Origin of the sequence: Aquimarina mycalae (assembly GCF_029906345.1) — a bacterium.
Classification (GTDB): Bacteria; Bacteroidota; Bacteroidia; order Flavobacteriales; family Flavobacteriaceae; genus Aquimarina.
The window spans coordinates 268,378-290,020 of the sequence record NZ_JARYGY010000007.1 but is presented as its reverse complement, the minus strand read 5'-3'; the positions used below and the strand labels follow the sequence as shown (position 1 = coordinate 290,020).

Sequence of the window (21,643 nt, the reverse complement as noted above, 5' to 3'; positions counted from 1 at the left end):
GTAGGTGATCTTATTAGAAATGATAAAATGCATCCTCCAGATGTTCAATTTTAGTTCCTTGTTTATTCTTTATAATTGCAACAATATCAAAACGAACATCAACATCCAGGTCATTTTCTACTACATAATGATCAATTGCTTTTACCAACAATTGTATTTGTTTAGGTTTAACAAAATCTTGTGGATTCCCAAAGTCAGGAGTACTTCGTGTTTTTACTTCAACTACAATAATGACATCTTCTTTTTTTGCAATAATATCAATTTCAGCTTTAAGATATCTGTAATTCTGTTCTAAGATAGAATATCCAGATTTCTTCAAAAAATCAACTGCCAGTTTTTCTCCTTCTTTTCCAAGTGTATTATGTACTGCCATTATTAACTATATGTTACTGTAACTTCTTTCTTATTCATTTCTATAGAAACCTCAGTTCCCATTATTAAAGCTCTATTATCTTCTATATGTCCCATCGGAAAATCAAAAACTACAGGAAAATCATATTCTTTTACAACATCTAGAATAATCTCCTTTGCATTTTTACCAAAAGGTATGTTATTATCATGCATTTTGGTCATTCCACCTACAATCAATCCCGATAAATCATTGAAATATTCATTTCTCTTTAGGTTCTGCAGGATTCTATCAATATGGTATAGATACTCATCTAAATCCTCGATACATAAAATTTTACCTTTTGTATCTAATGAAGAGACAGATCCACATAGTGAATATAAAATAGACAAGTTACCTCCGATAAGTTTTCCCTTGCAATTTCCTTGTCTATTCTCTTTTGAAACAGGAATAGTATAACTCATCGTTTTACCAAACAAAATACCTCTTAAGGATTGTATCGCATCCTTAGTTCCTTTATGAATATCAACAGGCATCGCTGCATGAATGGTTGCTATATTAAAATTATGAATATGTGCATGTAATACCGTAATATCAGAATATCCTATAATCCATTTAGGTTGCTTTTTAAAATTAGAAAAATCAAGTTGATCTATTATTCTAACAGTTCCGTATCCACCACGAGCACACCATATAGCCTTGATCATTTCGTCATCTAACATGTTTTGAAAATCCAACCTTCTTTCTTCATCAGTACCAGCAAATTGATTTTTTTCTAATCCTATTGTAGCACCAATAACTGGAACTAAGCCCCACTGCTCTAATATCTTAATTGCTTCATCAATTTCTTTTTTAACAATCTTTCTTGCTGTGGAAACTATGGCGATTCTATCCCCTTTTTTTACAAAAACTGGTGTTAACATTTCTTATTTTTTCATTTTAAAATACTAAATAACAAATGTTTTCGTTCTAAACTATTATATTACAGTGAAATTCGTCCCTTTTACACACTAATAAAACCTATTGCCTATGATCTCTGATACTTCTTGTAACTTAGCATCGTTAGACCCCTATGTTCCAACCGCTGAGAACCCTTGGAATGTAAGTAGAATAAATCATTTATACCGCCGAGTTGCTTTTGGAGCGACTAAGACCGAAGTATTAAATGCTTTAACTCAAAACGATCCATCTGCACTTGTTGATTCACTTATTGATCAAGCCATTGCTGCAGTTCCCACTCCTGCTCCGACTTGGGGCTTTTGGAACCGAGATCAATTTGAAGCTGCCGAAATGGCAAATGAAAACAATACCGTTGGATTCTATCAAGATGAAGGTAAAAGACAAATGATATTTGATTTCTTGCAAAATGGATTAAGGGATCGATTAACATTATTCTGGAGTAATCATTTTGTTACTGAAGACGATACCTATAGAAGTCCTGCATATCAATATCAATATTATAATCTCCTTCAATTTCACGCTCTTGGTGATTTTAGACAATTTGTATACGATATCGGAATTTCTTCTGCAATGTTGGTATATCTTAATGGTGATGAAAATACCAGAGATAGACCCAATGAAAACTATGCTCGAGAACTGTATGAATTATTTACACTTGGAGTAGATAATGGATACGATGAAAATGACATTATTGAAACAGCAAAGGCGATTACAGGATGGGTAGAAACTAATGATATTGCTTGGGGGCCTATTACTTTTAATCCTGGTCAATTTAGTAATGAGACCAAAACAATTTTTGGGCAATCAGCTAATTTTGGATATTACGGTCTTGGGAGTGCTGATGATGTGATTGCTCATCTATTTACACAGAGACAAGCACTCATTGCGAACTTTATTTGCGGAAAATTATACACCTATTTCGTAAGCCCTACCTGTAATGAGGCAATCGTCGCGCAAATGGCGCAAACATTTATTGATAATAACTTTCAAATCGCACCCGTATTACGTCAGCTTTTTAAAAGCCAACACTTCTTTGATCAAGAAGCAATTGGGGCAATCATAAAAAGTCCTATTGATTTACTGGTAACTTCTTTTAATCAATTAAATTTTCAGTCACCACCAAGTATTGACTCTTTAAATTCTTTATTGGGTAGAACCACAACTTTAGGACAAGAAGTGTTAAATCCTATTGATGTTGAAGGTTGGCAAGGAGATGAAGATTGGATTAGTCCAGATTATTTAATAGGTAGATGGGAAGGAATTCAAAATATTCTCGATACTTTTTATGCACAAGATCAAGCACAATTCAGCAACTTCTTAAATGGACTTCCGATAGGTACATTAGCTGATGGAGTTGTTAATAATAGTTTACAAGGTGAACAGGTAAATATTGTTGTAAAAGCAATTTTAGATTATTTTTTACCGAGAGGACTAGAGGATCAAATACTTTTTGAAGAAGCTTTAGCTGTTTTTAAAGAGTTTTATCCCGACAACTATTATGAACCAGGCGCAGTTGCTCCTTTTCTTTGGACTCTAGATTTATCAGGAGTCTCTGATCAGTTATATGCTTTGCTTAGTCATATCGATGAAGTCCCTGAATTCCAACTTAAATAATAAACTTATGTGTAATACGCATCACCCAAAAAATATAAAAGAAACGGAAAACAATTCTAAAGAAGGAGTTTGTAATCCTGATGAACATAAAAAATGGAATCGTAGATCATTTTTACAAGCTTTAGGTCTTGTAGGTGGAGGTTCTATGATGTTAGCGAATACGAATCTTACAGTTTCCCGACCATCACCACTATCACTTGCTTTAAGTCAAGCTGAAACTGATAAAATATTAATCATTTGTAGATTAGGAGGAGGAAATGACGGTTACAACACGATTATTCCTGTCAATCAATATGATATTTATGCAAACGCAAGGCCTCTAATTAAGATTCCTCCTAGTGAGTTTATTAATCTAGAGGAAAATGAATATGCAATGCCAAAACCTATGAATAAATTAGAAAATTTATGGGGAGACGGACAGATGAAAGTTGCACATGGAGTAGGTTATGAAGATCAAACATTATCACATTTTAGAGGAACTGATATTTGGGCCAATACCAATCTGGTAGAAGAAGAACGATCTGGGTTTATGGGTAGGTATTTTCAAGAATTATACCCTAGTTATATCACTAATCCACCAGAAAGTCCTCCATCCATTCAAATAGGTAGTCTTGGAAATCTAATTTTTAGAGGACCTGAAAATGATTTCTCTTTTGCTATTTCTGATCCAAGAAGATTAGAACAATATATAGATAACTTAGGATACAGTTTAGACCCAGCTCCTGATTGCACTTATGGTGATCGATTAAATTTTATAAGAGAAAGTACTAATGTTACTTATACATATGCTGAGGCGATTTCTGCAGCTTTCAATAGATCTACAGATTTTGGAGGGTATTTAGAAGATGACAATTTTGCAAGACAAATGCGAATTGTAGCTCGGCTAATCAAAGGAAATCTTGGTACAAAGGTCTATATGGTTACGCTTGGAGGGTTTGATACTCATAACAATCAAATACAACGACATCAACAATTACTAAATTCTTTTTCTGAAGGAATTAGTAATTTTTATGCAGATCTACAAGCTTCTGGATGGGATGATAAAGTATTGACCATGACAATTTCTGAATTTGGAAGAAGATTAGTCGAAAATGGTTCTCTTGGTACAGATCATGGTACTATTGCTCCGATGATGTTTTTTGGAACAGGACTTAATGGCAATGGATTTATAGGAGAGCATCCTACACTTCCTTCAAATCCAACAGTAGGTTTTAATGCAGAAAGCACTAATGATTTTAGACAAATCTATTCTACTATAATGAAAGAATGGTTATGTATTGACCCAGACACGGTGAATAGAGCGCTACTAGGTGCAGAATTTGATTCACTTGATTTAGGCTTTACTTGTGGTGGTCCAACTACTAATATTCCTGGGGATGGAGAAACACTATCTCATATTGTAACTTATGATGGTGGTCAAACCTTTATTAATATTAATAATCCAGAAACTACTCATGTAGATATTACATTATTTAATATTATTGGTCAAAAGGTGGCCACACTTAGAAATGAAATGCTTCTGGAAGGACAGCACGTTATTGATGTACGAGAATCCGCAGGAACACGATTAAGTACGGGTCAATATGTGTACCGAATTGAAACTGGTACAGGTGAGTTTAGCAGATCCCTGTTGATTTCTTAAATCAATAGAATTATTCAATAAAAATAAAACCCTTAAGTAGTTATACTACTTAAGGGTTTTATTTTGTAATACTACAATCACAAACAAACTTTGGCTTGAAATCTACACATACTAATTCATAATACTCGAATACTAAAAAAGTGGTTGTAAATATGTTTTAAATGATTAGTTTAAATTCATTTTTATCTCAAATTGTAATAACATAAACAATATCAAAAATTTTCATAATTATGGCTAAATGTTTCTTAACAAGAAACTAACTGTCAGATAATTACGTTTTTACCAACATAAACTAACGTAAATTTTCAACTAACTCAAACTATGTATGATAACAACAAATACTTCTTGTAATGTTGCTTCATTAACTACCTATTCACCAACTGGCACTAATCCTTGGAATAGACAAAAGGTTAATCATTTGTATAGAAGACTTGGTTTTGGTGCTACTCCAGAGATGGTAAATAGTGCACTCAATCAAAATCCTTCAGATTTAATTGATACCCTAATTGATGAAGCCGTAAACCTAAATCCTACGCCTGCGCCGGAATGGGGTTATTGGATAAAAGATGACTTTGATGCTACTCCAGAAAATCCCTTTGAATATAGAAGAGATTGGAAAAATCAAATGGTAGCTGATATGTTTCAAAATAATCTTAGAGATCGCCTTACCTTATTTTGGAGTAATCACTTTGTAACTGAAGATAATACATATCAAAGTCCTGCTTATATGTTTCAGTATTACAATTTATTACAACTTCATTGCTTAGGTAATTTTAAGGATTTCAGTAGTGATATGGGACTTTCGTCTGCTATGCTCATTTATCTAAATGGTTATGAGAACACAAAAAATAAACCTAATGAAAATTATGGAAGAGAACTTTATGAACTTTTTACCTTAGGAGTAGATAATGGATATACACAAAACGATATTGTAGAAACAGCTAGAGCATTAACAGGTTGGAACGAAAGGGAAAAACGTTGGGGTCCAATTACTTTTGATGAAAACAAGTTTGATAATGATGAGAAGACCATTTTTGGTCAAACAGGTAACTGGGATTATTATGATGTAATCAGAATTCTATTTGAACAAAGGCCTGAGCAAATAGCACAATTTATTTGTGGTAAATTCTATCGCTACTTTATCAGTCCTCTAGTAAATGAAGATATTGTCAATCAACTTGCTCAAACTTTTTTAGATAACAACTTTGAAATAGCTCCTGTATTAAGACAATTATTTAAAAGTGAGCATTTCTTTGATCAAAGAAGCTTAGGAGTGCACATTAAAAGTCCAGTAGATGTACAAATAAACTTTTTTAAAGACTTAGATTTTGAATTACCTGCAGATTTTGAATTTAATAACAAAATACGAGGAGGATGTCAAGAATTAGGACAAGAGTTATTGAAGCCAGTAGATGTGGCTGGTTGGCAAGGGGATAAAGATTGGATAGACTCCAGTACAATCACTACACGATGGGATAGAATCGGTTGGTATCTATGGAGAGCTTGGAGACATAATGAAGAGCAATTTAGAGTAATTGGCAAGGCTATAGTTGATGAAAATTCTAATGATGTAACGTTGGTATCTAGACAGATTATGGATAATTTTTTATCCAAAGAGCTTATCAGTGCTACAGAATACAGTCAAGGTTTAGAAATTTTTAAAGACCAAGTTCCTGAAAATTATTTTGAAGATGGCACTTGGAATCTTGATTGGGAAACAGCTCCCAGACAGGTATATAGGCTTTTACAATTTCTTATAACAATCCCCGAATTCCAACTTAAATAAAAAATCATGTGCGACTCTCATTATAAAAATTTCACACCAAAATCTGGTAGTTGTAATAATCAAGAACACAAAAAATGGAACCGACGTTCATTTCTTCAAGCTTTAGGAATCGTTGGTGGAGGTACAGTAGCTTTTGCAAATACGGCTTTATCTGTATCAAAGCCTTCACCTTTATCCGCTGCTCTAAACGAATCAGAAACAGATAGAGTTCTTGTAATTGTAAGACTTAAGGGTGGAAATGATGGATTAAATACTGTAATCCCAATTAACCAATACGACACTTACGCCAATGCTCGGCCTAATATAAGAATCCCGCAAAATCAGTTATTCAATCTTAATGATGACTATGGAATGCCTAATTATGCAAATAAATTTGAAAAATTATGGGGAGATGGTCAGATGAAAATAGTTCATGGTGTTGGATACGAACAAAGTGCATTATCACACTTTACAGGTTCTGATATTTGGGCAACCTCTGATGTAACTGATCAAGAAAGTACTGGTTGGATGGGAAGATATTTCGAAAACTTATATCCCGATTATTTACTAAACCCACCTGAGCGACCTGCGGCTATACAGATAGGAAGTAGCGGTAATCTTATATTTAATGGAGACCAAAACAATTTCGCCTTTTCTGTGGCAGATCCTAGAAAGTTATATGAAATAGCTCAAAACGGATCTCTTTATGACCTAAGTAATCTTCCAGACTGTACTCATGGAGAGAAAGTGGGGTACTTAAAAGGAGTGGCGAACACAACATTTACTTATGCTGGCGTAATTAACGATGCATATGAAAGTACTTCTGATTTTGGGAATTACCCTGACAATAGATTATCACAACAATTAAGTGTTGTTTCTCGTCTAATAAAAGGAAACTTAGGAACTAAAGTATATTTTGTAACTCTTGGCGGTTTTGACACTCATAATGACCAATTAAATAGACAAGAAGAATTGATGACCCAATTATCTGAGACCATGTCATATTTTTATGATGATCTTAAAGATGCTGGATGGGATGACAAAGTAGTTTCTATGACAATTTCTGAATTCGGAAGAAGAGTAAAAGAGAATGGATCACGAGGAACAGATCACGGAACTGCAGCGCCTATGATGCTTTTTGGAACTGGATTGGATGGAAATGGTTTTATTGGAGATCATCCAGATTTATCAAATTTAAATAACAATGGTAACCTCTACAATACAAATGATTTTAGACAGGTTTATGCCTCAATTATGAAAGAATGGTTATGTATAGACAGCGAACTTGTGGATCAAACTCTTCTAGGTCAACAATACAACTCTATGAATCTTGGTTTTAATTGTAATAACCTAGGTACAGATGATGAAACTCCAAATTTTGAAAATTTCAACCACACAGTTACCTATACCAATAACCAATCTTTTCTTCATATTACCAACGCTCAAGCTGGTCATGTAAATGTAGATTTATTTAGTATGAGTGGGCAAAAAATAGCAAACTTAAAAAATGAAATGTTATTAGAAGGAGAACATATAATCAACGTAAAAGAAGCTGCTCAGACAACACTATCTGAAGGGTTTTATGCCTATAGAATTACCAAAGGCAAAAATCGTTATAGTAAACCTGTTATGATCTTATAACAGATTTAAAATACTATTTTTATAGTGAGCAGTATCAGAAAAATAAACTTGGTACTGCTTTTCTTTTTATAAAATATTATTCATTCATTTCACGATTAAACATATCCAAAGACTTTAACTGGAATGCATTAAATAAGATTCGTATTAATTAAACAAACCCTGCTAATTTATCGTTGTCTTTATTACCTTTGTGCCTTATTTTTACAAGCATTATGAGCGCACCAAAAAGATATACAATTACATCAGCATTACCTTATACAAATGGCCCAATTCATATAGGTCATCTAGCTGGAGTTTATGTTCCAGCCGATATTTATTCCAGATATCTTAGAATAACAGGAAACGACGTTGCCTTTATTTGTGGTAGTGACGAACACGGTGCTGCTATTCCGATGCGTGCAAAAAAAGAAGGAGTTTCTCCACAAGTAATCATTGACAAGTATCATGCTATCATTAAAAAGTCTTTTGAAGACTTTGGAATTACCTTCGACAATTATTCGAGAACCTCTGCTCCTATTCATCACGAAACTGCTTCAGAATTTTTCAAGAAACTATACGAAGATGGGAAATTTATTGAAGAAACGTCCGAACAATTATACGATGCAGAAGCAGATCAATTTCTTGCAGATAGATTCGTAACAGGTACTTGTCCAAAATGTGGTAATGAAGAAGCCTATGGAGATCAGTGTGAAAACTGTGGTAGTTCTCTAAATGCTACAGACCTGATAAACCCAAAATCAACAATTTCTGGAGCAAAGCCAACACTAAAACAAACCAAGCATTGGTTTTTGCCACTGGATCAATATGAAGATTTTCTTAGAGAATGGGTACTAGTTGGTCATAAAAAAGATTGGAAAACTAATGTTTATGGTCAGATTAAATCATGGGTAGATGATGGGTTAAGACCAAGAGCCGTTACTCGTGATTTAGATTGGGGAATCCCTGTTCCTGTAGAAGGAGCAGAAGGAAAAGTGCTATATGTTTGGTTTGATGCTCCAATTGGATACATCTCTTCTACTAAAGAATGGGCAGATAGAGAAGGAAAAGATTGGGAACCTTACTGGAAAGATAAAGACACTAAACTAGTACATTTTATTGGTAAGGATAATATAGTTTTTCACTGCATTATTTTTCCGAGTATGCTGAAAGCAGAAGGGAGTTATATCCTTCCAGAAAATGTTCCTGCTAATGAATTCTTAAATCTAGAAGGTAATAAATTATCTACCTCTAAGAACTGGGCAGTTTGGTTGCACGAATATTTAGAAGATTTTCCAGACAAACAAGACGTGTTAAGATACGCGTTAACCGCTAATGCGCCTGAAACTAAGGATAACGATTTTACATGGAAAGATTTTCAAGATAGAAACAATAACGAATTAGTAGGTAACTTCGGTAATTTCATCAATCGTATCGTAGTATTGACCAATAAATATTATGATGGTGTAGTTCCTACTCCTAATGAATTTTCTGAAGTAGACTTGCAAACGTTAACTGAATTAAGAGCCTATCCAGGAGTTATTAGCAGTTCTATAGAACGCTATCGTTTTAGAGAAGGATCTCAAGAGCTATTAAACGTTTCTAGATTAGGTAATAAATATTTGGCAGATGAAGAACCTTGGAAACTAATTAAAACAGATCCAGAACGCGTAAAAACAATCATGTATGTTGGTTTACAGGTTGCGGCGGCTTTAGCAACCTTATCAGAACCATTTTTACCTTTTACTTGTAAGAAATTAAAATCTATACTTTGTCATTCCGAACTTGATACAGCATCTACCTGGAACGATATTTCAACTAAAGAAGTATTACTTCCTGCTGGTCATCAAATAGGAAAGGCAGAGCTGTTATTTTCTAAAATAGAAGATACTGACATCCAAAAACAATTGGATAAACTAGAAGCTACTAAAAAAGCTAACGAAGCCGAAAACAAAACGATCGAACCTCAAAAAGAAACTGCTACTTTTGAAGACTTCACCAAAATGGACCTGCGTATTGGAACTATTGTTGAAGCTGAAAAGATGCCTAAAGCAAAAAAGTTGCTAGTGCTTAAAGTAGATACAGGAATAAATATTAGAACGATCGTTTCAGGGATCGCAGAACATTTTAAACCAGAAGATCTTATTGGTAAAAAAGTAACAGTTCTGGTAAATCTAGCTCCAAGAAAACTTCGTGGTGTAGAAAGCGAAGGAATGATCTTAATGACTGAAACTCCAAACGGAAAACTAGTATTTCTAAATCCTGATGAAGATGGAGTAAATCCAGGAGCTGTAATTAGTTAATTACAATTCTCCAACCGAAAATTCGCCTAAAGCTGAGGTAACATTTTATAAATTTTCGCCACTAATTAATAAACCGAAGACACATGATGAAGAAAATTGCATTATTGGTTAGTATATTTTACATCAGTACTATTATCATTGCCCAAGAACGGGTACTGGAACTAGAAGATGGTTTTGTGAAATTTCAATCTGGAAAGGAATCGTATGCATTACCTAATCAAATTACGGGTGATTTAATGCTCTTATTAGAAGAAGGCAGACAGTTTCATGCCCACTTATTAGATAGTAATTACACTAATAAAGCTAAAATTTCTGCAAAAACGATTCCTTCTAAATACAAGTATATTTTAGGCTATAATATAGAGGATCATAAATATTCTATTTTTTTTAGTGATAGTTGGAGCACAAAATTTGGTGTGCAAACTTTTGATTTTAAAACCAATACAACTAAAAACACTTTCTTAGATTTTAAAATTAAAGGCGAAAAATATGTAGAAAGCATTGTACATAATAATAAAATTCATCTAATCACTATCTCAAAAAAATCTTCGAACTTTAACATCTATACTTTTGATGAGCAGTTTACACCTACTAAAAATGTAATTTCTCTAAAGGAATTAGAATACCCAAATCCAGAAAGTAGAAATCATACCATTACAGCATATTATTTGTTGCTTCCTGATACAGCAGGAACATTACGCTCATTAGTGGATGTTGAAAAAATAGAAGGAAATAACCCCAATGTGATTGAAACAACTTCTAAAGAAAATAAATTATATCAGTTTAAGAATCAACTGATCTTTAGTTTTGACTATAGCCATGAAAAAACGCAACTATGTTTTATCGATTTGGATACATTTAAAGGCTATGTAAAATCGTACAATAAGCCAGCTAAAACTGAAAAAGGATACCGTAAAAGTAATTCATACATCTTCGACAATAAGCTTTTTCAGATTGCTAGTTCTAATCAAAAAATGAAATTTACCGTATTAGATCTTAAGACCGAAAAATTCATTAAAGAATATAAAATAACTAAAGAAGATACTATTCGGTTTAAAAATTCACCTATCATACAAGAAGGTGGAGGTATATTACCTGGTTTTTCAGAAAATCGAGTTAGAGAAATCGAGAAAACCGCAAAGTATCTTAGAAAAATATCTTCATCTAACCTAGGGATTTCAGTGTACAAAGTGGATGATGAGTATAATATAGTACTTGGAGGCACAAAAGACATCACTACAAATAATGGATATGCAGGAACGGCTGGTTTTGGTAACGGATTTAGCAATGGTTTTGGTGTAAATGGCACCATTGGTAATTCAACTAGTGCATGGGTTAGTTTTAATCCTACTTTTTATAATTATAATAGTTATACTTCTACAAAATCTACCTATATCAATTGTCTTTTTGATGCCAATTTTGATCACATCCAAGGAGATATTAAAAAGAATAGTTATGATAGATTATATGATTTTGAAGACAGTTTAAGTATTAAAATCAAAGCAGTTAACATCTTTTTACACAAGAATAGATTGCATTATGGTTTTTTTGATACCAAAAAAAGAGTCTATGAGTTATATCGATTCCAAGAATAATACGCTATGCTCAAAATAGCATATCATCCAATCTATACACATCCATTGCCAGAAGGACATCGTTTTCCGATGATCAAGTATGAATTACTGCCTAAACAATTATTACATGAAGGCACTTGTTCTAAAGAGAACTTTTTTAAGCCACAAATTCCAGATGCTAGTGCCATTTTAGAGGTTCATACACAAGAATACCATAAAGAGCTTACAGAGCTTGCCTTAGATCGTAAATCGATACGTAAAATAGGTTTTCCTTTATCACAAGAACTTGTTGATCGCGAAGTGATTATTGCGGATGGTACCATTAAGGCTTCAGAATATGCAATCGAATATGGAATTGCTATGAATATTGCAGGTGGTACGCATCACGCATATACGAATCGTGGAGAAGCTTTTTGCTTACTAAACGATCAAGCTATTGGAGCAAAGCATTTGATTAATCAAGGGTTAGCAAAGAAAATATTAATAGTAGATCTTGATGTTCATCAAGGAAATGGAACTGCAGAAATATTTGAGAAAAACCCAGACGTTTTTACATTCTCCATGCACGGCGCTTCTAATTATCCTTTTAAAAAAGAACAATCGGATCTGGATATTCCATTAGACAATGGAATTGAAGATGAAGAGTATTTAAATATTCTAAAAGAAACACTTCCTAGACTTATCCAATCAGAAAAACCAGATTTTATATATTATCTATCTGGAGTAGATATTTTAGCTTCGGATAAACTGGGTAAATTGAGCTGTACAATTGATGGTTGTAAAGAAAGAGATCGTTTTGTATTACAAACGTGCAAAGATCTATCTATCCCAGTAATGTGCTCAATGGGTGGAGGATATTCTAAGGATATCAAAATTATTATAGAAGCACACGCTAATACGTATAGACTCGCTCAGGATATTTTCTTTTAATCGTTTGTAAACGGCTAAATGATGTATCTTAGACCATCTAATTATATTACTATGCAAAAAGATTGCCCAGAATGCGGAGAAAAAATAATCGGACGAGCCGATAAAAAATTCTGTAGCGACTATTGTCGAAACGCGTTTAATAATAAACTCAATAAAGACAGTAAAAATCTGGTAAGAAATATCAACAACCGCCTTCGGAAGAATTATAGAATCCTGGAAGAACTAAATCCTAACGAAAAAACAAAAACAACCAAATCAAAACTGATCTCTAAAGGGTTTGATTTTCAGTTTTTCACCAGTATCTACACTACTAAGGTTGGCACCATTTATTATTTTGTGTATGACCAAGGATATCTTCCTTTGGAAAACGAATATTACGCATTAGTAAAAAGGAGCAATTAAATTTTAAAAAAGTATTTTAATGAATGATGGAATCATAACTGTTTTTGGAATTGGAATTATCCTAATAGCAACAGGAATTACTATTGGTTATTATTTTTCTAATAAAAACAGAATCCTTAGAGCACTTAAAAAACACCCTTTTAAACGAATTGGCTTAATTAAAGACAATGAATATGTAAAAATAAAGGGAAAAGCTATATCCAATGACACCTCGTTAGTATCCCCTATTGGAAAAAGAAAATGCGTGTACTATCAGGTAGAAATCCAAGAAAAAAGAAGTAGTGGTAAAAGCAGTCATTGGCATACTATTGTTAAAGAACATAAATTTCAGGATTTTATAATTGAAAGTCAGACAGAAAAAGCTATTGTAATCACTAATGTTCCTAATAAAAACAAGCGTATCTATCTAAATAAAGATGTTGAACATTCTTCAGGAACCTGGAATGATGCTCCAGAATTTCTAGAAAATTATCTACGTTCTCACGGAAGAGAAAGTACTGGTTTTTTAGGATTTAATAAAAGTATCAGATATAAAGAAGGAGCTATAGAGGTTGGAGAAAACATCACAATTATGGGTACAGCAAAGTGGAAAGAATCTGATCATAATTTTGATCAATATTCCTCAAAAAGCTTATTCATATCTGGTGATGGCGAAAACAAACTGATTATAACAGATGATCCAAAAGCACAAGAATCAAAGAAAACATCATTGCATTGAATTTATATATCCCTCCAATGTTGGCTATTCATTTTTAGCGCAGCTTTCATCACATCTTTTTGACTAATTTGCCCTACGAGTTTACCATCTTCTATAATTGGAAAACGCCTTCTTTTAGTTTCTAAGAACTTATTAGCTGCATCAAAAATACTAATGTTTCCATCGATGGTATCTACATCTTTTACCATAAACCTTTCTACATTAGCGTCATCAATAGGCATGTTATAATATCGGCTTTCATTTAATTGCTTAATACAATCTCCTTCAGAAATAATTCCTAATAATTCGTTCTGTTCATTCACCACAGGTCCACCAGAAATTTTATGTTTTACTAACGTCTCCATCACCTCCAACACTGATTGTTGTGGAGTAAACGTAATTAATTTTCGGGTCATATAATCCGAAACTTTAATTGGCGTATCATCTTGCTTCTTTACCTTGGTTCTTGCGCCCTGAAAACTTATAATTCCCATAATAATAGTGATTTAGTGAATCTTAAATATAGTCATTTTCAATTACTTAATCAATAGAATTTCTGCATTTACTAGGGTAAAATCTTATTTTACTACCTTTATCAAAACTAATAAAATGCTTAAATTTTAGTTATTATCTAAAAAAGTAATGATTATACAATCAATCTTAAAAGGATATTAAATAAATGAAAGGAATAAAAGTCAAAATGACAAAAGTGAGTTCATTTACAATGCATACATTATTCACCATTTTTTACAATAACATCTTACCACATATATCTTCACATATACTAACTAAAACAAACTCGTAACTGATGAAAAAGATTCTTTCAGTACTTACACTTATACTTATTCTTTTATCTGTTTGGTATACTATTTATAGTAGTATGCCGCAACAAATTTCGGGTATGGACACTCCAGATCAGGAATTTTCTACTTTGCGCGCTTTAGCACATGTAAAAAACATTGCCAACAAACCTCATTACTTAGGAAGTCCAGGACACGAAGAGGTTAAAAACTATATCGAAGAAGAACTCAAAAAACTAGGGCTAACTGTAGAAATTCAAGAAGGATATTCTGCTAGTGATCGAGGAAGCATTAGTAAACCGCAAAATATCATTGCCAAAATCAAAGGTTCTTCAGAAGGTAAAGCATTACTATTACTTTCTCATTATGATAGCAGTCAACACTCATCATATGGTGCCAGTGATGCAGGAAGTGGTGTTGCAACAATTTTAGAAGGAATAAGAGCTTATCTATCGCAAAATAAAACACCTAAGAATGATATTATTATTTGTATCACCGATGGAGAAGAACTAGGCTTAAACGGAGCTGATTTATTTGTATCAGAACATGCTTGGGCAAAAGATGTAGGACTGGTATTAAACTTCGAAGCCAGAGGAAGCGGCGGAAATTCCTTTATGTTAATGGAAACTAATGGGAAAAACGGAAAAATGATTGAAGAATTCATCAAAGCAGATCCTCAATTTCCTGTGACAAATTCATTAGCCTACAGCATTTATAAATTACTTCCTAATGATACTGATTTGACCGTTTTTAGAAAACACGGAAATATAGAAGGGTATAATTTTGCCTTTATTGATGATCACTTTGATTATCATACTGCTAATGATACCTGGCAAAATCTTGATTTAAATACGTTACAACATCAAGGAAGTTATTTGATGCCACTATTAACTTATTTTTCTGATGCCGATATTACAGATCTTACATCAGAAGAAGATTATCTATATTTTAACGCTCCTGTTTTCAAGATTATTAAGTATCCCTTTGATTGGATTTTTCCATTACTGGGATTAGCGGTTTTTTTATTTATCGGCTTGATTGTATATGGAAAAGCAAGATTTCGCATCAATTTCGGAGAAGTTGGAAGTGGATTTTTAGCATTTGTCATTTCTGTTGGTTTAGCAGGTGTTCTCGGTTTTGGATTATGGAAATTAGCTTTAATAATATATCCCGAATATCAAGATATGTTACATGGGTTTCCGTATAATGGTTATTATTATATTATTGCCGCCGTATTACTAGCAATTGCTGCTTTCTTTAAAGTATATAGCATCTTTGATAATGTAGAAGAACTTCCAAGTATCCTGATTGCTCCATTGTTTTTTTGGATTATAATTTGCGGCGCAGCAGCACTCTACTTAGAAGGAGCAAGCTATTTTATCATACCAGTACTTCTTTGTCTTTTATGTCTATTTGTTCTTATTAATCAAAAGAAGCCTTTTCCTTTGTTAATGTTAGTGCTATGTTTACCTTCCATTTTTCTGATTGTTCCATTTATAGCGTCTTTTCCTGTGGCATTGGGACTAAAAATAGTATTTGCTTCTTCGGCACTAACGGTATTATTATGTACGCTACTGTTACCTGTGCTAGGTTTCTATACTAAAAAGAGTATGCTGGGAACTATCGCTTTTGTATTAGCATTGATATGTCTGGGAGCTTCGCATTTTAAAGCTGATTTTAATGAAGAAAGACAAAAACAAAATAGTTTAGTATACCTTATACACGAGGATCAAAATAAAGCATATTGGGGATCTTATGATTATACATTAGACTCTTGGACAAAAAACCACATTGATCGCCTTAAGAATCTTGCAAAAGATTGGAATCAAAATACCATAGAAAGCAAATACAGTAGTTCGTTTAATTATATTAATCAAACTAATGTTAAAGAAATTAAATCATCCAAAGTAGAAACTTCTTTTGACAGCATACAAGGAGATATAAGATTTCTAGATGTTTGTATACGGCCACAAAGAAATGTAAATCGTATTGATCTATTTATGGATAAATCTTTTAATTTTAAAAGTTTGCAGGCGAATGGAGTTGCGCCTAAAGACGTAAAACATAAAGACGGAACAATATATAATGCTTTCACAAAACGCTGGAACAACAGATTGTTGACATATTTCCTGGTAAACAATGAACCATTAGAACTTAGAATGCAGTTCCATAAAGATTCTATTCCAGAGATTGTGTTATATGAATCTTCATATGATCTATTGGAAAGTGAGCTATTGTCGGTGCCTAAGCGTCCTGAAACGATGATTCCAAAACCTTTTGTGCTTAATGATGCGATCATTATTAAAAAAACATTAACATTAGAATATGTAGAGAAAATAACAGATTCTACTAATATAGATTCAAAAACATCACAAAACATATCTGAAACTAATGAGCAAACAGATTAGCATCATGGGTACTGGCTGGCTAGGATTTCCTTTAGCTATAGCCTTACTTGATGAAAATTATAAAGTCAAAGGTTCAACAACCTCTGAAACTAAATTAAAACAACTACAGGAAAAAGATATTGCTTCGTATCAAGTAAGCATAACAGAAAATGGCCCTAAAGGTTCCATTGATTCTTTTTTAGACGAAAGTGAAATTCTTATTATCAATATCCCTCCTGGTTTAAGAAGAAACCCAGAAAGCAATTTTGTTGGCAAAATCCAAAGTTTGATCCCAAGAATTGAACAATCAACGATCGAGAAAGTGCTTTTTATTAGTTCTACGTCTGTTTTTGCTGATCTTGATGGTTTTCCTATGATCTCCTCGAAAACGATCCCTAATGCAGTTTCAAATGCTGGAAAACAATTAATAGAAACCGAACAAATACTGTTAAACAATCAAAATTTTGAAACCACTATACTACGATTTGCAGGTTTATTTGATGAGCGAAGACATCCAGCAACTATGTTGTCCAAAAGAAAAAACATCAAAAATCCGCTCGCACCAGTAAATTTAATTCATAGAGAAGATTGTATAGGTATCATTAAAAAAATTATTGAAACTGATAGTTGGAACAATACTTTTAATGCATCTTACCCTGATCACCCTCTGAAATCTGAATATTATAGTACAATTTGTAAGCAAATGGAATTACCTATTCCTGATTATGATTTTGAAACTTCTTCTAAAGGCAAGGTTATTGATTCAAGCAATGTTCAGGATGTATTGAATTATACTTTTAAAAGAGGTTTAAACTTATTATGAAAAACAGTTTTCTGCATTGAATTTATTTCAAAAAAAACTCCAAATCTTGACAGATATGGAGTTTTAATAATATGATTAAGAATGAAAGCTATCCCTTCAAACTTGCTTTTAGATATTCTCGGTTCATTCGTGCAATATTTTCTAAAGAAATTCCTTTAGGACATTCGATCTCACAAGCTCCTGTATTGGTACAGTTACCAAAACCTTCTTCATCCATTTGATTTACCATTGCCATTACACGATCGGTAGCTTCTACCTGTCCTTGCGGTAACAATGCGTATTGCGATACTTTTGCCGAGGTAAACAACATTGCAGAAGCATTCTTACAGGCAGCAACACAAGCACCACAACCAATACATGTTGCTGCGGCAAATGCATCATCTGCATTATCTTTGTTAACTGGAATTGCATTTGCATCGATAGTATTACCAGAAGTATTTACAGAAATATATCCTCCTGCATGCTGGATTCTATCAAAAGCACTTCTGTCTACCATTAAATCTTTAACCACAGGAAATGCCTTTGCTCTAAATGGCTCTATAAAAATAGTATCTCCATCATTAAACTTACGCATATGTAATTGGCAAGTAGTTACTAATCTATCTGGACCATGAGGTTCTCCATTAATCTGTAGTGAACAAGCACCACAAATTCCTTCTCTACAATCATGATCAAACACTACAGGTTCTTCACCTTTTGTAATTAGTTCTTCATTTAACACGTCTAGCATTTCTAAAAAAGACATATCTCCTTCTATTCCAGATATCGGATACTCTACTATCTTTCCTTGTGCTTTAGCATCACTTTGACGCCATATTTTTAATGTAAGATTCATAGCTTTTTTATTTATAAGAACGTGTTTTTAATTCAATATTTTCGAACGCTAAATCTTCTTTATGCAATACTGCATCTTTAGGTTCTCCTTTGTATTCCCAAGCAGAAACATACTTAAAGTTTTTATCATCTCTAAGTGCTTCTCCTTTTTGTTCTCCATCTTGCTCTACAGATTCTTCTCTAAAGTGTCCTCCGCAAGATTCATTACGATTTAATGCATCTTTTGCAAATAACTCTCCTAATTCTAAGAAATCTGCTACTCTTCCTGCTTTTTCTAATTCTGGATTCATACTATTTGCAGTTCCAGGAACTTTCACATTTTTCCAGAAATCTTGTCTTAAAGCAACAATTTCATCAATCGCCTCTTCTAATCCTTTTTCGTTACGAGACATTCCACATTTATTCCACATGATTTTACCTAATTTCTTGTGGTAATAATCAACAGAATGCTCTCCAGATCCACCCATTAATTTCTCAATCCGATCTTTTACATCTTTTTCTGCTTGATCAAACTCTGCTGTATCTGTAGGTATTTTACCTGTACGTATATCATGAGATAGGTAATCTCCAATAGTATATGGTAATACAAAATATCCATCAGCCAATCCTTGCATTAATGCTGAGGCTCCTAGTCTATTTGCTCCGTGATCAGAGAAATTGGCTTCTCCAGCCGCATAACATCCTGGCACGGTAGTTTGTAAATTGTAATCTACCCAAAGACCTCCCATAGTATAATGTACAGCAGGATAAATCATCATTGGTGATTTATATGGGTTTTCATCTACAATTTTCTCATACATCTGGAATAAGTTACCATACTTATCTTCGATAACTTTTTCTCCTAGTTCTAATATTTGCGCTGCAGTAGGATTATGAATCCCCGAAGTCAACGCTTTTTCTTTTCCATATCGCTGAATTGCCGAAGCAAAATCAAGATATACTGCTTCACCAGTTTTATTCACTCCAAAACCAGCATCACATCGTTCCTTAGCAGCTCTTGACGCTACATCACGAGGAACCAAGTTTCCAAATGCTGGATAACGACGTTCTAAATAATAATCTCTTTCTTCTTCAGATAATTGCGTTGGTTTTAATTTCCCAGCACGAATTGCTTCTGCATCTTCTATTCTTTTAGGAACCCAAATACGACCATCATTTCGTAATGATTCTGACATTAATGTCAACTTAGATTGATGATCTCCAGATACTGGAATACAAGTTGGGTGAATTTGTGTATAACAAGGATTTGCAAAAAAAGCTCCTCTTCTATGTGCTCTCCATGCTGCCATCACATTACTTCCCATAGCGTTGGTACTTAAAAAGAATACATTTCCGTATCCACCAGATGCTAATACCACTGCGTGAGCAGAATGACGTTCAATTTCTCCTGTTACCAGATTACGAGCTATAATTCCTCTTGCTTTTCCATCAACCTTCACTAAATCTAACATCTCGTGGCGGTTAAAAGCTTCTATCTTACCTCTATTGATTTGGCGATTCATTGCAGAATATGCTCCAAGCAATAATTGCTGACCCGTTTGTCCTTTTGCATAAAAAGTACGAGATACTAATACTCCTCCAAAGGATCTGTTATCCAGTAGTCCACCATATTCACGTGCAAAAGGAACTCCTTGAGCTACACATTGATCAATTATATTTCCCGAAACTTCAGCTAATCGATATACATTCGCTTCTCTGGAACGATAATCTCCTCCTTTTACAGTATCATAAAAAAGACGGTAATTAGAATCTCCATCTCCCTGATAATTCTTTGCTGCATTGATTCCTCCTTGTGCCGCTATAGAATGTGCACGACGTGGAGAATCAGAATAACAAAATGTTTTTACATTATATCCAAGTTCTGCCAGCGTTGCCGCAGCACTTCCTCCTGCTAATCCTGTACCTACAACGATAATATCTATATTACGTTTGTTAGCTGGATTCACCAGGTTAATTGTGTTTTTATGTTTTGTCCACTTATCTGCCAGTGGACCTTCTGGTATTTTAGAGTCTAAAATTGACATAATAGTGGTTTTAGTTATTTAGTACATGATTAAGATGAAGTATTATAGCAACAATTATAAAACCTAAGGGAATAACAATTGCAAATACCTTAGCAAACTTTGTGGCTCCTACTGCAAACTTATTATTGAATCCTACAGATTGAAATGAAGATGCAAATCCATGCCATAGATGCAATGCCAAAAACACAAAAGAAATCACATATAATATAGTACGAATATGACTTTCAAATTTTACGGTCAACTCATGATAATAACGTGATGGATCTTCTGGTGCAAAATCCACATATTTATGTACCATTTCTGGAATCCAGAAATCATAAAAGTGCAATCCTAAAAATGCTAAAATTACTAATCCAGAAATAATCATATTTCTAGACATCCAAGAAGAATTGGCTCCACCGCTATATTTAGCGTATTTAACTGCTCTGGCGTTTCTATTTCTTATTTCTAAAACAAATCCCATTACAAAATGGAAAATCACACCAAAAATCAGTACTGGTTGTAACGCAAACTGAACCACTGGATTGGTACCCATAAAATGAGATAACTCATTAAAAGTATCTGGGCTAAAAACAGAAGTAAAATTGATGGTAAAGTGTTGTAATAAGAAGAATACTAAGAAAAGTCCCGAAAGTGCCATCGCAACCTTTCTAGCTATTGAAGATTTAATCAATCCACTCATTATTTAAGAATGTTTAAAATTTTGATTAGCAAAAGTAAGATTCAAACTTGTTTTTAACAAGGTTTTAGCTTTATAATACGGTATTTATAATGAATTAAAATAGATTATAAATTTTGTTGACCGTTCATTACGAAATCGTTTGAAATATAGTGTTAACTTTGAACAAAAAGCAATACTAATTTTTATAATTATGTTAATCTTACTTTGTACGACACTACATATCATGTGATTAATGCAACT

17 protein-coding genes are annotated in these 21,643 nt (G+C 33.3%); 11 read left to right on the top strand and 6 right to left on the bottom strand.

Features of this window, described 5'->3' with window-relative positions:
• Positions 1–13: 13 nt before the first annotated feature.
• Positions 14–373: a YraN family protein gene (locus tag QBK95_RS17715; RefSeq protein ID WP_280935887.1), complete on the bottom strand. Its 360-nt coding sequence runs from the start codon at positions 371–373 to the stop codon at positions 14–16.
• 2 nt (positions 374–375) lie between these two features.
• Positions 376–1,272, bottom strand: a complete 897-nt coding sequence (locus QBK95_RS17710) for a S66 peptidase family protein (protein WP_280935886.1) — start codon at positions 1,270–1,272, stop codon at positions 376–378.
• A gap of 106 nt (positions 1,273–1,378) precedes the next feature.
• On the opposite strand from QBK95_RS17710, the gene QBK95_RS17705 reads away from it, so the two are divergent.
• From QBK95_RS17705 to QBK95_RS17665, 9 genes are all read left to right on the top strand, one after another.
• Complete coding sequence (locus QBK95_RS17705) at positions 1,379–2,923, top strand: DUF1800 domain-containing protein (protein WP_280935885.1); 1,545 nt, start codon at positions 1,379–1,381, stop codon at positions 2,921–2,923.
• 7 nt (positions 2,924–2,930) lie between these two features.
• Complete coding sequence (locus QBK95_RS17700) at positions 2,931–4,565, top strand: DUF1501 domain-containing protein (protein ID WP_280935884.1); 1,635 nt, start codon at positions 2,931–2,933, stop codon at positions 4,563–4,565.
• A 325-nt stretch (positions 4,566–4,890) separates the two neighbouring features.
• The gene (locus tag QBK95_RS17695) at positions 4,891–6,351 is read left to right on the top strand and encodes a DUF1800 domain-containing protein (RefSeq protein WP_280935883.1); all 1,461 of its coding nucleotides are present in this window, start codon (positions 4,891–4,893) and stop codon (positions 6,349–6,351) included.
• A 6-nt stretch (positions 6,352–6,357) separates the two neighbouring features.
• Positions 6,358–7,971, top strand: coding sequence for a DUF1501 domain-containing protein (locus QBK95_RS17690; RefSeq protein WP_280935882.1), 1,614 nt, complete (start codon positions 6,358–6,360; stop codon positions 7,969–7,971).
• Positions 7,972–8,183: 212 nt separating this feature from the next.
• Complete coding sequence (gene metG, locus QBK95_RS17685) at positions 8,184–10,250, top strand: methionine--tRNA ligase (protein ID WP_445012635.1); 2,067 nt, start codon at positions 8,184–8,186, stop codon at positions 10,248–10,250.
• 83 nt (positions 10,251–10,333) lie between these two features.
• Positions 10,334–11,845: a hypothetical protein gene (locus tag QBK95_RS17680; protein ID WP_280935881.1), complete on the top strand. Its 1,512-nt coding sequence runs from the start codon at positions 10,334–10,336 to the stop codon at positions 11,843–11,845.
• A gap of 6 nt (positions 11,846–11,851) precedes the next feature.
• Positions 11,852–12,754 carry a histone deacetylase family protein gene (locus QBK95_RS17675; protein ID WP_280935880.1) on the top strand — a complete coding sequence of 301 codons (903 nt, stop codon included), beginning with the start codon at positions 11,852–11,854 and terminating at the stop codon, positions 12,752–12,754.
• 51 nt (positions 12,755–12,805) lie between these two features.
• Complete coding sequence (locus QBK95_RS17670) at positions 12,806–13,156, top strand: hypothetical protein (protein WP_280935879.1); 351 nt, start codon at positions 12,806–12,808, stop codon at positions 13,154–13,156.
• A 19-nt stretch (positions 13,157–13,175) separates the two neighbouring features.
• Entirely contained in the window at positions 13,176–13,874 is a 699-nt protein-coding gene (locus QBK95_RS17665) for a GIDE domain-containing protein (protein WP_280935878.1), read from the top strand.
• Between the two features lie 2 nt (positions 13,875–13,876).
• Here the strand turns inward: QBK95_RS17665 and QBK95_RS17660 are convergent, their stop codons facing one another.
• On the bottom strand, positions 13,877–14,347 hold the full coding sequence (locus QBK95_RS17660) for a CBS domain-containing protein (protein WP_280935877.1): 471 nt from the start codon (positions 14,345–14,347) through the stop codon (positions 13,877–13,879).
• A 314-nt stretch (positions 14,348–14,661) separates the two neighbouring features.
• Between QBK95_RS17660 and QBK95_RS17655 the strand changes: the two genes are divergently transcribed.
• Both QBK95_RS17655 and QBK95_RS17650 read left to right on the top strand, forming a co-directional pair.
• Positions 14,662–17,061 (top strand): M28 family peptidase, encoded by a 2,400-nt coding sequence (locus tag QBK95_RS17655; RefSeq protein ID WP_280935876.1) that lies wholly within the window; start codon positions 14,662–14,664, stop codon positions 17,059–17,061.
• Entirely contained in the window at positions 17,045–17,863 is an 819-nt protein-coding gene (locus QBK95_RS17650; RefSeq protein WP_280935875.1) for a Rossmann-fold NAD(P)-binding domain-containing protein, read from the top strand. Before QBK95_RS17655 ends, QBK95_RS17650 begins: the two co-directional genes overlap by 17 nt.
• A gap of 88 nt (positions 17,864–17,951) precedes the next feature.
• Here the strand turns inward: QBK95_RS17650 and QBK95_RS17645 are convergent, their stop codons facing one another.
• The 3 genes from QBK95_RS17645 to QBK95_RS17635 are packed head-to-tail and all read right to left on the bottom strand — an operon-like array spanning position 17,952 to position 21,403.
• Positions 17,952–18,698, bottom strand: coding sequence for a succinate dehydrogenase/fumarate reductase iron-sulfur subunit (locus QBK95_RS17645; RefSeq protein ID WP_280935874.1), 747 nt, complete (start codon positions 18,696–18,698; stop codon positions 17,952–17,954).
• 7 nt (positions 18,699–18,705) lie between these two features.
• Positions 18,706–20,721, bottom strand: a complete 2,016-nt coding sequence (locus QBK95_RS17640) for a fumarate reductase/succinate dehydrogenase flavoprotein subunit (protein WP_280935873.1) — start codon at positions 20,719–20,721, stop codon at positions 18,706–18,708.
• 10 nt (positions 20,722–20,731) lie between these two features.
• Complete coding sequence (locus QBK95_RS17635; RefSeq protein WP_280935872.1) at positions 20,732–21,403, bottom strand: succinate dehydrogenase cytochrome b subunit; 672 nt, start codon at positions 21,401–21,403, stop codon at positions 20,732–20,734.
• Between the last annotated feature and the right edge of the window lie 240 nt (positions 21,404–21,643).

What these genes read in the sequence shown, in the direction of transcription:
- QBK95_RS17670 (WP_280935879.1), top strand. Translation starts at nt 12,806, where the DNA reads ATGCAAAAAGATTGCCCAGAATGCGGAGAAAAAATAATCGGACGAGCC.
- QBK95_RS17700 (WP_280935884.1), top strand. Translation starts at nt 2,931, where the DNA reads ATGTGTAATACGCATCACCCAAAAAATATAAAAGAAACGGAAAACAAT.
- QBK95_RS17675 (WP_280935880.1), top strand. Translation starts at nt 11,852, where the DNA reads ATGCTCAAAATAGCATATCATCCAATCTATACACATCCATTGCCAGAA.
- QBK95_RS17650 (WP_280935875.1), top strand. Translation starts at nt 17,045, where the DNA reads ATGAGCAAACAGATTAGCATCATGGGTACTGGCTGGCTAGGATTTCCT.
- QBK95_RS17705 (WP_280935885.1), top strand. Translation starts at nt 1,379, where the DNA reads ATGATCTCTGATACTTCTTGTAACTTAGCATCGTTAGACCCCTATGTT.
- QBK95_RS17680 (WP_280935881.1), top strand. Translation starts at nt 10,334, where the DNA reads ATGATGAAGAAAATTGCATTATTGGTTAGTATATTTTACATCAGTACT.
- metG (WP_445012635.1), top strand. Translation starts at nt 8,184, where the DNA reads ATGAGCGCACCAAAAAGATATACAATTACATCAGCATTACCTTATACA.
- QBK95_RS17715 (WP_280935887.1), bottom strand. Translation starts at nt 373, where the DNA reads ATGGCAGTACATAATACACTTGGAAAAGAAGGAGAAAAACTGGCAGTT.
- QBK95_RS17640 (WP_280935873.1), bottom strand. Translation starts at nt 20,721, where the DNA reads ATGTCAATTTTAGACTCTAAAATACCAGAAGGTCCACTGGCAGATAAG.
- QBK95_RS17690 (WP_280935882.1), top strand. Translation starts at nt 6,358, where the DNA reads ATGTGCGACTCTCATTATAAAAATTTCACACCAAAATCTGGTAGTTGT.
- QBK95_RS17695 (WP_280935883.1), top strand. Translation starts at nt 4,891, where the DNA reads ATGATAACAACAAATACTTCTTGTAATGTTGCTTCATTAACTACCTAT.
- QBK95_RS17645 (WP_280935874.1), bottom strand. Translation starts at nt 18,698, where the DNA reads ATGAATCTTACATTAAAAATATGGCGTCAAAGTGATGCTAAAGCACAA.
- QBK95_RS17655 (WP_280935876.1), top strand. Translation starts at nt 14,662, where the DNA reads ATGAAAAAGATTCTTTCAGTACTTACACTTATACTTATTCTTTTATCT.
- QBK95_RS17665 (WP_280935878.1), top strand. Translation starts at nt 13,176, where the DNA reads ATGAATGATGGAATCATAACTGTTTTTGGAATTGGAATTATCCTAATA.
- QBK95_RS17635 (WP_280935872.1), bottom strand. Translation starts at nt 21,403, where the DNA reads ATGAGTGGATTGATTAAATCTTCAATAGCTAGAAAGGTTGCGATGGCA.
- QBK95_RS17660 (WP_280935877.1), bottom strand. Translation starts at nt 14,347, where the DNA reads ATGGGAATTATAAGTTTTCAGGGCGCAAGAACCAAGGTAAAGAAGCAA.
- QBK95_RS17710 (WP_280935886.1), bottom strand. Translation starts at nt 1,272, where the DNA reads ATGTTAACACCAGTTTTTGTAAAAAAAGGGGATAGAATCGCCATAGTT.